Below are 12107 nucleotides of genomic sequence, written 5' to 3' on the forward strand. Positions count from 1 at the left end.
GAGCGGCTTGGACATCGGGCAACGCCCATCCGGGCTGCCTGACGGAGCGCTTTTTGGACACCGCGCGCCCCCAAGCGGCCCGCACCGCTCAGCCACCGCTTTCAAATTCCGGCTTTTAAAACGCCCAGCCTTCGCCGTCGGCTTTTTAAAAGGACGGTGTTTTGAATGCACCGCAGCATCGTCCGATACCTCGGAAGAGCAATGATCAACGGCGTAATCCTAAGCCAAACGCATAGGACTTGCGGGTCTTTTCACGGCATTTCGTCGAATTTCGACAAAAACGTCTTCCCGATCTCTTTGAAAGTATTTCCGACCAACAGTTTCGCCTCTTTGGCTAATCACGAGCCTTAATCTTGGGGCAAGCTCGTAAAACCACCGTTGTGGCACGGCGTCCAAAATTAGATGTTTAGAATTTCGAAGGGCTTTGAAGCCAAGGTGACGGGAATGACGTAATGAACGTTGATGATTATTGTGTTTTGACTCTATGAACTCAAGATTTGCCTGGGTTTGACCTTATGTTTGTCACAGCCATGCCAAACGGTATTTGGGTAAAGGCTTAGTGGTACCTCGCCATTTCGGGGTAGGAAATCCCCCACCCCACCGAATCCCATCGTTAAGGAGTATGATTCATGGCCACCCTTCCTGGCGGCAACTATGACGACATCATCACCGGCACCAACGGCAACGACTTCATCGACGGCGGCAACGGTGACGACATCCTGATGGGTGGCAACGGCGCCGACACGATCCTGGGCGGCGACGGGCGCGACGCCCTGTTCGGCGGGAACGGCGACGACGTCCTGAGCGGCGGCAGCGGGGCCGACGTCCTGGACGGCGGCAACGGAAACGACACGCTGGATGGCGGGGACGGCGACGATTACCTGTCCGGCGGCAACGGCGACGACGTGCTGATCGGCGGCCGCGGCAACGACATCCTCGACGGTGGGAACGGCGATGATGTCCTGAGCGGCGGCGACGGCGCCGACATTCTGCGCGGCGGGAACGGTGACGACGTCCTGATGGGCGGCGGCCACAACGACTACCTGGATGGCGGCGCGGGCAACGACATCCTGATGGGCGGCACCGGCGACGACATCCTCAAGGGTGGCGAGGGCGACGACTACCTGGATGGCGGTGCGGGCAACGACATCCTGGAAGGCGGTGCGGGCAACGATATCCTCGTCGGCGGCGCCGGGAACGACATCTTCGTCTTCTCGGGCGGCGGCGGCCAGGACGTCGTTCTCGACTTCCGCGCCGGCGAGGACATCCTCCAGATCGAGCGCAACATCAACGGTCTCGACATCAACGACGCCTCCGATCTGGCGGCCCGCGTCACCGACATGGGCGGCAACGCCATGATCGATCTCGGCAACGGCGACAGCATCATGCTGAAGGGCGTTTCGGCCGACGAAGTTCACAACAACCCGAACGACTTCTTCGTCATTCACTAAAGACGTAACCCACCCAGGAACCGGACCGGCGGCGTGCTGTATTCACGCCGCCGATGGGTCCGGCTAAGGAACGCATGACCGTGCTCGCCGTCCTGCCGGCCTCCGCCTCCATCGCGTCCGCCCAGCTCCATGCGCTCGGCGACGACTTCGTGCTCGCCTCGTGGGAGAGCGACGGACCGGAGCCCTCCGGCCGGGTCGTTCCCACCCTCGACGGCGAGGAGGTCCGGCCGCCCTACACCACCTTGTCCGTGCGGACGAGTTGGGGTGGGCAGCGGGTGCTGTCGATCCTGCGGGCGCCCCGGATTTCCGGTGCGCCCATCCGTTTCGTGGCCCAGAGCCGCGTCGTCGCGGAGGTCCTGGCCGAACCGCAGGTTCCCGACCCCGACCCCGCCTTCCTGCTCGGCAGCCTCGACGCGCCCTCGCGGCTGCGCGTGGTGCGTTTCCTCTTCGATTTCGCGCGCTCCACCCCGGCGCTGCGCAGCGACGCCGGCTTCGCCATGGTCTGCCGCCGCATGGTGCTGGAGCTGTCGCCCACCCCGTCCCCGCTCGTGGCCCGCGCCCTGGCGACCGACGAGCTTCTGCTCTGCGGCGGGTCGTTGTCGTCGGGCTTCGGCGAGGTGACGGGGGCGGTCATCGTCACCGCGGGCGCCGTAGGCCCCTCCCCCTTCGACGTCTGCATCGGCTCCGCGCTGGACCGGCGTGGCCGCGCGGCCATGTCGCTGCTGGTCGACAAGGCGCTGTGCGCGCCGGGCAACCTGCTGGTGGTGCTGGGCCGCAACGGGCTGGCCTGCCGCGCCTTCTCGGCCGTGGCGCCCAACCTGCCAAGCCTGACCGAGCGGCTGTCCACGCGACGCGACACGCCGCTGGAACTGCGCCAGTACATTCTGAACGCGCTCGCCCAACGCGGGCGGTCGGACGCCACGGCGGCGGCGGCGGTGCGCGAACTCCAGGTGCTCGCCCCGTTGCCCAAGCGGCAGGTCGCCGACGCCAAGCGCTCGATCGGCGCCGCCCTCGACCTCGCGGTGCCGACCGGCGACGGCGGGCTGTTCCTGGCCGGCTGGGTGCACGACCCGCACGGCCTGTCCGGCGGCCTCACCGTGCACACGCCCTTCGGCGGCGAGCGCCGGCTGGAGGTGCTGGAGCACCGCTTCCCGCGCGAGGACGTGGCGAAGCTGTTCGGCACCGCCCCGTCCACCGACCGCAGCGGCTTCGTCGCCTATCTGCCCGGCGCCCCCGAGCCCGCCGCGGCGCTTCAGGTCCATGCAGAGCTTCGTCTCGGCTCCGGCGGGTCGATCCGTCTGGTGCCGCCGCTGCGCCCGCTGTCGCCCGCCGACGCCCGCGCCGCGGTGCTCGGCAGCCTGCCGCCGCAGCACGCGACTCCGCTGGTTCTGGAAACGGTGATCGCCCCGGCCGTGGCACCGCTCCACGCCGCCCACATGGCGAGCCGCGGGGAGCCGGAGATCGTCAGCTTCGGGCGCGGTCCGGAGACGCCCGCCGTCTCGGTCATCATCCCGCTGTACAAGGCGCTGGAGTTCCTGCGCTTCCAGCTCTCCAGCTTCGCCACCGATCCCGGCATGGCCGAGGTGGAACTGATCTTCGTGCTCGACAGCCCGGAGCAGCGCGACGAGCTGGTGCACATGCTGCACGGCTTCCACGCGCTGTACGGCCTGCCGATGCGGGTGCTGGTGCAGCCGGCCAATTACGGCTACTCAGCGGCCAACAACGCCGGTGTCGCGGCCTCCATCGGGCGGACGCTGCTGTTCCTGAACTCCGACGTGATCCCCGACCAGCCCGGCTGGCTGCCCGTCCTGCTCGCCGCGCTGGAGCGCGCGCCGGGGACCGGGGCGGTCGGGCCGAAGCTGCTGTTCGACGACGACAGCCTGCAGCACGCCGGCCTGTATTTCGACCGCGACGTCCGCGGGCGCTGGTACAACCATCACTTCTTCAAGGGCCTGCCGCGCGACTTCCTGCCCGCCCGGCGGGAGCGCAGCGTGCCCGGCGTGACCGGCGCCTGCCTGATGATGACCCGCGAGACCTTCGACGCGGTGGGCGGCTTCTGCGAGGACTACGTCATCGGCGACTATGAGGATTCCGACCTCTGCCTGCGCATTCGCAAGGCCGGGCTGGACATCCGCTACGTCCCCTCGGTCGAGCTGTACCATCTGGAACGCCGCTCGATCAGCCGGCACCAGGGCTACACCCGCGGCGTCGCGTCCGAATACAACGGCTGGCTCCACGCCCGCCGCTGGGGCGTGATGATGGAGGAGCTGGCCGCCCGCGACTGGAGCGAGGTGCCGCCGCCGCCCGCGCTGGAGGACAGCCTGATGCGCCCCCTGTCGGCGGGCGCCCCCACGGACACCGCCCTTCCCGTTGCCGTTCCGGGCAAATCCCGCCTGTTCGGGCGCGCGAACCGGAACCGGAGCTGACCTGATGAACGAGATCCTCACCGGGCGCCGCCTCGCCGTCCTGCGCCGCAACACCGACCCCCGGCTGGAATGGCTGTGCGCGCAGATCGCCCGCAACCGCTTCCTGCCCGTGCCGCCGCCGGACCGCGTGTTCATCGGGGATGGCGATTTCCGGGCCATCGGGGCGGAGTTCCTGCGCCACTTCGTCCGCGTCGGCGGGCTGAAGCCGAAGCACCGCGTGCTGGAGATCGGCTGCGGCATTGGGCGCATGGCCGTGCCGCTGACCCAGTATCTCGACTCCAGCTACGACGGCGTGGACATCGTCGAGGACGGCATCCGCTGGTGCGCGGAGACGATCACCCCGGCCTATCCGGAGTTCCGCTTCCGGACGCTCGATGTGGCAAACGCCCTCTACAACCCCGGCGGGGCGGAGGACGCGGCGCAGACCCGCCTGCCCTTCCCGGACGGCGGGCATGACTTCGTGATCCTGACCTCGGTCATCACCCATCTGCGGACGGCGGAGACGGTGCGCTACGCGGCGGAGATCGCCCGCGTGCTGAAGCCGGGCGGACGCTGCTTCCTCAGCCTGTTCCTGGTGGACGCCCGCGCGCGGGACGGCATCGCGAAGAAGACCGCACGCCCGGCCTTCCTTGAGGCCGCCGGGCCGGAATTCATCGCCGACGAGGCCAACCCGAACGCCGCCGTCGCCTACAGCGAATCCTTCCTGCTGGGCACCTTCGCGGAACAGGGGCTGCGCCCGGCGCGCCCGGTCCTGCGCGGCCACTGGAGCGGGCAGCGCAACGCCGAGAATTTCCAGGATCTCCTGGTTCTGGAAAAGGAGGGCGCGCGATGAGCCTGCCCCGCGTCCTCGTCGTCGCCCACAACCACCCCAGCCTGCATCCCGGCGGCACGGAAATCTTCGCGCACGAGCTGTTCGGCAGCCTGAAGGCCAAAGGGGCGGAGGCCCTGTTCCTCGCCTGCACCAACGGCGTCCACCGCGACCGCAAGCCCGGCACCAACCTCCAGACGCTGGGCCGCAGCGCCGACGAGGTGGTGCTGTGGGCTGGGCATTTCGATCACTTCTTCCAGAGCCAGATCGACCTGCACGGCATCGTGCCCGACCTGTCGAACCTGCTGCGCGCCTTCCAGCCGGACATCGTGCACATCCACCACACGCTGCTGCTGGGCGTGGAGATGCTGTTCCTGATCCGCCGCGTCTGCCCGCGCGCGCGCATCGTCTACACGCTGCACGACTACTACCCGATCTGCGCCAATGACGGGCAGATGGTGACGACCAACGGCCACGCGCTGTGCCGCATGGCCTCGCCCGACGCCTGCCACCGCTGCTTCCCCGACCGGCCGGCCGACCAGTTCGTGCTGCGCGAGAAGCACATCAAGGCGATGTTCGGGCTGGTCGACCATTTCCTGGCGCCCAGCGCCTTCCTGCGCGACCGCTACATCGCCTGGGGCATCGACCCGGACAGCATCTCCGTCATGGAGAACGGGCGCCCGGCGGTCCGTCCGGCGCCGCACCGGCCGCTGCCCGCGGGCGCGCCGCGCAACGCCTTCGCCTATTTCGGCAACCTGAACCCCTTCAAGGGGATCACGGTCGCGCTGGACGCCGCCGCCCGGCTGGAGAAGCAGGGGCAGGACCTGACGCTGGCCGTCCATGGCGGCGCGCCGTTCCAGACCGACGCCTTCAAGGACAAGGTCGAGCAGGGCTTCAAGGGCGCCCGCGGCACCGCCGTCCGCCACGGCCCCTACCGACGCGAGGAGATGCCCGAGCTGATGGCCGCCGCCGACTGGGTGGTGATGCCGTCGATCTGGTGGGAGAACGCCCCGCTGGTCATCCGCGAAGCCTTCCAGCACCGCCGCCCGGTCATCTGCAGCGGCATCGGCGGCATGGCGGAATCGGTGACCGACGGGGTGGACGGGCTGCATTTCCGGGCGGGGGACGCCGCGGATCTGGCGCGCGTGATGACGCGCGCGATGACCGAGCCGGGCCTGTGGGACCGGCTCGTCTCCAACATGCCGGCGGTCCCGACGACCGAGGAGTCCGCCGAAAAACACGTCATTCTCTATGACGACATAATGAACGGTCCGGGGGGATCGCATGGGCAGGGCTCGATTGTGGGGAGCATCGCGGGATGAAGGAACCGATCACCAAGGCCGACATCACGGCGGCCATTCTTCTTGACGACGACACGCTCGTCCTGTTCGGCGCCATCGACCGGGCGCTGCCCGCGCAGGGCGCCGTGCATCTCGACGGGTCGGTGGAGGGCCGCTACGCCGGACGCTCCTGGGCCGACGCGGAGGGCGAGCGCTGGTTCCTCGGCGGCATCCGCGTGCCGGGGCTGGCGCAGATGCGCCCGTCGCGCGTCGAGCTGGCGGACGAGAAGGGGGAACGCCTGGTCCTGCCGCGGCTGTCCAACGTCCGCACCAACCCGTCGCACCTCGTCTCAGCGCTGAAGGGCTTCCAGCCCGGCGCGCTGGCCGTGGCGCTGGATTTCGCGATCCAGCTCGCCGCCTCCTCAAAGGACGGGGCGGAGAACGAATCCGACCGCATCGGGCGCCTGCTCTCGGGCCTCGCCCAGGAGGTGTCGCAGCCGGATGGCTTCGCCGAGGTGTTCGGGCGTTTCCGCGACGGCAGCCTGATGCTCCAGGGTTGGGCGCGCAGCTTCCGCAACGGCGCCCAGAAGATCCTGATCGAGGCCGAGGAGACCGCCGCCTACCGCGCCACCGCCGGGGCCTTCGCCCGTCCCGACCTGCCGCCGGAGGCGTCGGGCGTGATGGCGGTGCTGACCGACCAGACCCCGCTTCCCACCGCCATTCGCCGCATCCACTACCGCGCCGCCGAGGGCTGGCGCCACTTGGAGATTTTCGAGCACCGCACCATCCTGCCTGACGGCGTCGCCTCCGCCCATGTGCGCGACATGCTGGGCAACATCCAGGACGCCGAGACGCGCCAGAAGATGTCCCGCATCGCCGCGTCGCGCTACGACGGTGCGGAAACGGTGTCGCGGCTCGACATCCCGGTGCGGACCGGGCTGGACATGGCGTTGCGCGTGCCGGGCGCCGGGCTGTTCGTCGCCGGCTGGCTGCTCGACCCGACGCGGCAGGTCCGCGCCGTCACGCTGAAGGGGCCGGGCGTCGCCGTCCGGCTCGACGAGGGCTGGTCGCGGCTCGCCCGCCGCGACGTGACGGAGGCCTTCCAGCATGACGGCCTGTTCGCCGGGCGCATGATCCCCGGCCAGGACCAGCACGGCTTCACCGCCTTCGCCGCCGAGCCGTCGGGCCTGCCCCCGGGCGCCGAGTTCCATCTGGAGCTGGAACTGGCCGACGACCGCTTCGCCTTCCTGCCGCTGAGCTGTCTGCCGCCGGCTCCGGAAGCGCTGCGCCGCATGCTGTCGCTGGTCAATCTGGACAGCCCGTCCATCGACACGCTGATCGCGCGTCATGTCGGCCCGATGCTGCGCACCGCCCGCTCCCGCTCCGGTGCGCTGCCGTCGACCGGCGTGCACCCGATGGGCCGTCCGGTGAAGGCGCCGCGCGTCTCGGTGATCCTGCCGGTGACCGACGGTCGCGAGGACGTGGACCTCAACATCGCCCGCCTCGCCATCGACCCGGACTTCGCGGAAACCGAGCTGCTGGTGGTCGCCGCCGCCGGCACGCACGAGCGGTTGGGTGGTGCCGTCCGTCAGGCCGCCGCCTTCTACCGCATGGCCGTCACCTTCGTCGCCGCTCCCGACGCCACCGACGCGTTCGAGGCGATGGCCGCCGCCCTGCCCCACGCCCGCGGCGAGCGGGTGCTGACACTCTCCCCCTCAGTCCTGCCGACTGAGAAGGGCTGGCTGGCGGCGCTGGAGCGGGTGTCGCGCAAGTCCGGCGGGCCGGTGATGGTCAGCCCGACGCTGCTCTACGAGGACCATTCGATCCGCTTCGCCGGCATCATGGCGGTGGAAGGCTCGGACGGCGTCAAGACCTTCGAGCGCCGCTTCGCCGGCTATCCGCGTGACTGGCTGAAGGAGCAGGACGCGGCGACGGTGGACGCCGCCGCCCCGGAATGCGCTCTGCTGCCCAAGGACGCGTTGGTCCGGGCGCTGGCCACCATGGGTTCCTACATGGGGGCCGATCACAAGGGGCTGGATCTCTGCCTGCGCCTGCGCGCGCTGGGCGGGGCCTGCGTCTGGCTGCCCCGCGTCACGCTGGTGGCGCTAGACGAGCAGCCGCGCGACGCGCACGCCGACCGCTGGCGCCGTGCCGGCGCCATGGTGGACCGCTGGAGCTTCGAGGACATCTGGTCCGCCCGCGCCGCCGCCTGAGTCCTTTGCAACGCTGCCCCGCACGCCCTTTCGAGATCGGCCCGACCATGAGCAACAAGCGCGTCCTGATCATCAGCCACGGCCATCCCGCCTTCTCGCTGGGCGGCGCGGAGGTGGCCTCCTACAACCTGCACCAGGGGTTGCACGACCTGCCGGGCTGGGAGAGCCATTACCTGGCCCGCACCTCCCCGCCAGTCACGCCGCACGGCAGTTCCGCCCTGATGGCGCTGCGCCAGAAGGAGCGGGAGGTCCTCTACTACGCCAACGACTACGACCATTTCCGGCTGTCGAACCGCAACCTGCCGGGGCTGGAGAAGGACTTCGTCCGCTACGTCCGCGACCTCCAGCCGGACGTGGTGAACTTCCACCATTTCCTGGGTCTGGGAATCGAGACGATCCAGGCGATCCGGCAGGCGCTGCCGCGCGTGCCGATCGTGGTGACCTTCCACGAGTATCTGTCCATCTGCCACCATCACGGGCAGATGGTGAAGACCAGCCGCAACACGCTGTGCTACCGCGCCAGTCCGGCGGACTGCGCCGGCTGCTTCCCGCACATCGGCGAGGCGCAGTTCTTCAAGCGTGAGCTGTTCCTGAAGACCTTCCTGGAGCAGGCGGACTTCTACGTCAGCCCGTCGAACTTCCTGATCGACCGCTACGTCGACTGGGGCCTGCCCCGCGAGAAGTTCCGGATGATCGAGAACGGCCTGACCGTCGAGGGCATCGCCCCGCCCCGCCCGCTGGCCCGCGGCGGCAAGCGCAACCGCTTCGCCTTCTTCGGCCAGTTGACCGAGTTCAAGGGCGCCCATGTGCTGGTCGAGGCGATCGGCCGCGTCTCCGAAAAGGCGTGGGGCGAAGACGGCGCGCTGATGATCTTCGGCGGCAACCTGGAGCGCCAGCCCGAGGCCTACCAGAAGAAGTTCAACGAGGCGGTGGAGCGTGCCGGCGACCGCGTGCGCTTCTATGGCAGCTACCGCTCCGCCGAGCTGCCCGGTCTGATGAAGGACGTGGATTGGGTGGTGATGCCGTCCATCTGGTGGGAGAACTCGCCGGTGGTGATCCAGGAAGCTTTCCTGCACGGCCGCCCGATCATCTCCAGCAACATCGGCGGCATGGGCGAGAAAGTCACCCACGGTGTGGACGGCCTGCATTTCCGCAACGCCAGCGTCGAGGATCTGGTGGACCGCCTGACCGAGGCGCTGACCACGCCGGACCTGTGGGACCGGCTGCGCATGCGCATCCGCCGCCCCATCGACCGCGCGGAATGCGCCCGCCGCCACGCCGACGTGTTCGACGCGTTGATCGCGAACGCGGGCGGTGGTGCCGTGTCGATGCCCGAACGGGCGGTGGCGCAGAAGCCGTGATGTACACCCCACTTGCCCCCACCCCCCCGCTTCGCGGGTTCCTCCCTCCCCCGCTGCGCAGGGGAGGGCTTGAGGGGCATGCGGCGGAGTTCCCTCCCCTGCGCAGCGGGGGAGGGTTAGGGTGGGGGCAATACGCCGGCATCCTTCTCGCCACCCTCCTCTTCGCCACCCCCTCGCACGCCGCCGACCTCCGCGTCAGCGTCCCCGCAGGTGCGGCGCTGGAGACCGTCTACGACCACCGCACCCAGGCCTGCGAGGACTGGGACGTGCCGGACGCCCCGGCGCGCGCCTGGAAGGCGGCGGACGGCAGCGTCCGGCTGCTCGCCGCGCACACCCGCGCACGCATCCTCAGCGGCCCGTCGCTGAACGAGCTGCACCACACCTGCCGCATCGTCTTCCAGTCGGCCAAGCGCGACGACCCGGCGCGGTTCGACGACATGGGCTGGCTGACCTCGCCCTACACGCTGGACGGGACGACCGTCTACGGGCTGGTCCACAACGAGTATCACGGCCACAAGCGCCGCGACCTCTGCCCGACCGGCGACTACATGGCCTGCTGGTGGAACGCGCTGACCCTCACCGTCTCGCACGACGGCGGGCAGAGCTTCGGACCGGCGCGCTACGTCGCCGGGGTGCCCTACCGCTTCCGCGGCGATCTGGGGAAGCGGGCTGGGCTGTTCGCGCCAAGCAACATCGTCGAGCGCGACGGCTGGTACTACGCGATGGCCTTCGCCGAGGGCATCGGCGCGCAGAAGCGCGGCGTCTGCCTGATGCGCACCCGCGACCTCGGCGATCCGGCGTCCTGGCGGGCGTGGGACGGGCGGGACTTCACGGTCCGCTTCCGCGACCCCTACACCGAGGGTGAGGCCGACCCCGAGGCGTCGGTCTGCGCGCCGCTGCCGCCCGACCGCCTGCCCTTCACCGTCACCAGCCTCGTCCGCCACACGCCGAGCGGCCTCTACGTCGCGGTGATGGCGGGACGACGCGCGGAGCGCAAAGGCGCGGAGCCGGTGTCCGGCGTGTGGGTGTCGACCTCCGCCGACCTGATCGGCTGGTCCGCCCCCCGCCTCGCCTGGGCGGCGCCGCTGCTCACCGACAAGACTTGCGCCGTGGACGAGACCTTCTACTACCCGGCCATTCTCGATCCGGACGCCAGAAGCCGGAACTTCGAGGACACGGATGGAAACGCCTGGCTTTACCTGACCCGGCTTGCCCAGAAAAACTGCAAGCCGACCAGGGATCGTGATCTGGTCCGAATAATGATCCGGGTTGAGCCGTCCCAAAGCGGATAGAATTTATCAAGACAAAACCCGAACCCCGCAACCCTCCACCACCCCGACCCCAGGAGAATTAAATTGGCTAACATCCTAGTCATGATTCCCTCCGGCGAAGTCTACGACCATGACTGCGTGCGGTGGTACAGCTACCAGAACATTCAGCGTAGCATCAATCATTACCACAACATCGGCGACGCCTTCGTCTACGATTCCTCGCTGAAGCTGCTGACCTTCGACCGTCTCGACGTCGTCGAGATCCGCGAGTTCAAGCAGGAGGTGGTGGACCGGGCCAACGCCGAATATGATTACGTCTTCCTGCGCGGGTCGAACTACATCCACGACCACATGACTTGGCCGGAGGGCACCGAGCAGGTGCTGTCCAAGCTGCGCATCCCGGTCATCGCCTTCGGCGTCGGCGCCCAGGCCCCGGCCACCGGCAAGCTGACGCTGTCGGACGAGAGCAAGCGCATCTGGCAGATGTTCGCCGACAAGTCGACGACGCTGGGCGTGCGCGGCACCTACACCGCCGAAGTGCTGTGGGACCTCGGCATCAAGAACGTCCGCATCGTCGGCTGCCCGACCGCCTTCCGCAACCGCGATCCGGAGCTGCGCATCGACCTGCCCGCCCTGGACAGCGTGCGCAACGTCGGCATCACCATGCGCCGCGAGGTGTCCAGCCACTATTCACCGGACGTGAAGACCTACCTCACCCGCCACCGCGACTTCGTCAAGGACATGAGCCGCCGCTTCGACACCGTCCTGATGATGCAGGGCGAGGTCGAGGAGAAGAAGCTGCTCTGGGGCACCGACGAGCAGAAGGCCGAGGCCTGGGACGAGCTGCACAACAACAACTGGCTGAAGAACTGGTACTTCGACGAGGAGCTGGACGAGCTGTACCGCTCGCGCCTGTGGTACTCGGACGTCGTCGCCGACTATGAGAACATCGTGCGCTCGAAGGATCTCGTGCTCGGCTACCGCCTGCACGGCAACCTGATGGCACTGTCGAACGGCACACCGTCGGTCTATTTCAGCTACGACAGCCGCACGGCGGAGTTCGCGGAGACCTTCGCGATCCCCTGCTACGACGTCTATTCCGACAAGCCCTTCGTCCTGGAGGAATACTGGGACCAGAGCCTGTTCGAGAAGTTCAACCGCACCTTCTATCAGCGCTACCGCGACATGCGGGAGTTCCTGGACGAGAACTACATCCCGCACCGCATGCCCAGCCCGACCGCGCGCAAGACCCCGCAGCGCGAGGCGGCCTGACGGCGGTTGCCGCTCTTCCAGAAAA

General features: G+C 68.7%; 8 protein-coding genes. All 8 read left to right on the plus strand.

Features of this window, described 5'->3' with window-relative positions; all coding sequences use genetic code 11:
• Window positions 1–629: 629 nt before the first annotated feature.
• Window positions 630–1451: a calcium-binding protein gene (locus Sp245p_RS29735; protein WP_014241728.1), complete on the plus strand. Its 822-nt coding sequence runs from the start codon at window positions 630–632 to the stop codon at window positions 1449–1451.
• 74 nt (window positions 1452–1525) lie between these two features.
• The gene (locus Sp245p_RS29740) at window positions 1526–3877 is read left to right on the plus strand and encodes a glycosyltransferase family 2 protein (protein ID WP_109139165.1); all 2352 of its coding nucleotides are present in this window, start codon (window positions 1526–1528) and stop codon (window positions 3875–3877) included.
• A gap of 4 nt (window positions 3878–3881) precedes the next feature.
• The gene (locus Sp245p_RS29745) at window positions 3882–4709 is read left to right on the plus strand and encodes a class I SAM-dependent methyltransferase (protein WP_094304555.1); all 828 of its coding nucleotides are present in this window, start codon (window positions 3882–3884) and stop codon (window positions 4707–4709) included.
• Window positions 4706–6007 (plus strand): glycosyltransferase family 4 protein, encoded by a 1302-nt coding sequence (locus Sp245p_RS29750; RefSeq protein ID WP_014241731.1) that lies wholly within the window; start codon window positions 4706–4708, stop codon window positions 6005–6007. Before Sp245p_RS29745 ends, Sp245p_RS29750 begins: the two co-directional genes overlap by 4 nt.
• Window positions 6004–8178 carry a hypothetical protein gene (locus Sp245p_RS29755; protein ID WP_014241732.1) on the plus strand — a complete coding sequence of 725 codons (2175 nt, stop codon included), beginning with the start codon at window positions 6004–6006 and terminating at the stop codon, window positions 8176–8178. Before Sp245p_RS29750 ends, Sp245p_RS29755 begins: the two co-directional genes overlap by 4 nt.
• A gap of 47 nt (window positions 8179–8225) precedes the next feature.
• Window positions 8226–9539, plus strand: a complete 1314-nt coding sequence (locus Sp245p_RS29760; protein WP_014241733.1) for a glycosyltransferase family 4 protein — start codon at window positions 8226–8228, stop codon at window positions 9537–9539.
• Window positions 9539–10831: a hypothetical protein gene (locus tag Sp245p_RS29765; protein ID WP_014241734.1), complete on the plus strand. Its 1293-nt coding sequence runs from the start codon at window positions 9539–9541 to the stop codon at window positions 10829–10831. The genes Sp245p_RS29760 and Sp245p_RS29765 overlap by 1 nt, the downstream gene beginning before the upstream one ends.
• Window positions 10832–10894: 63 nt before the next feature.
• Window positions 10895–12082 carry a polysaccharide pyruvyl transferase family protein gene (locus Sp245p_RS29770; protein ID WP_041813102.1) on the plus strand — a complete coding sequence of 396 codons (1188 nt, stop codon included), beginning with the start codon at window positions 10895–10897 and terminating at the stop codon, window positions 12080–12082.
• The last annotated feature ends 25 nt before the right edge of the window (window positions 12083–12107 follow it).

Origin of the sequence: Azospirillum baldaniorum, from assembly GCF_003119195.2 — a bacterium.
Lineage (GTDB): Bacteria > Pseudomonadota > Alphaproteobacteria > Azospirillales > Azospirillaceae > Azospirillum > Azospirillum baldaniorum.

Excerpts from the sequence above, each read along its gene's own strand:
- Sp245p_RS29735 (WP_014241728.1), top strand. The coding sequence starts at position 630 with ATGGCCACCCTTCCTGGCGGCAACTATGACGACATCATCACCGGCACC.
- Sp245p_RS29740 (WP_109139165.1), top strand. The coding sequence starts at position 1,526 with ATGACCGTGCTCGCCGTCCTGCCGGCCTCCGCCTCCATCGCGTCCGCC.
- Sp245p_RS29745 (WP_094304555.1), top strand. The coding sequence starts at position 3,882 with ATGAACGAGATCCTCACCGGGCGCCGCCTCGCCGTCCTGCGCCGCAAC.
- Sp245p_RS29750 (WP_014241731.1), top strand. The coding sequence starts at position 4,706 with ATGAGCCTGCCCCGCGTCCTCGTCGTCGCCCACAACCACCCCAGCCTG.
- Sp245p_RS29755 (WP_014241732.1), top strand. The coding sequence starts at position 6,004 with ATGAAGGAACCGATCACCAAGGCCGACATCACGGCGGCCATTCTTCTT.
- Sp245p_RS29760 (WP_014241733.1), top strand. The coding sequence starts at position 8,226 with ATGAGCAACAAGCGCGTCCTGATCATCAGCCACGGCCATCCCGCCTTC.
- Sp245p_RS29765 (WP_014241734.1), top strand. The coding sequence starts at position 9,539 with ATGTACACCCCACTTGCCCCCACCCCCCCGCTTCGCGGGTTCCTCCCT.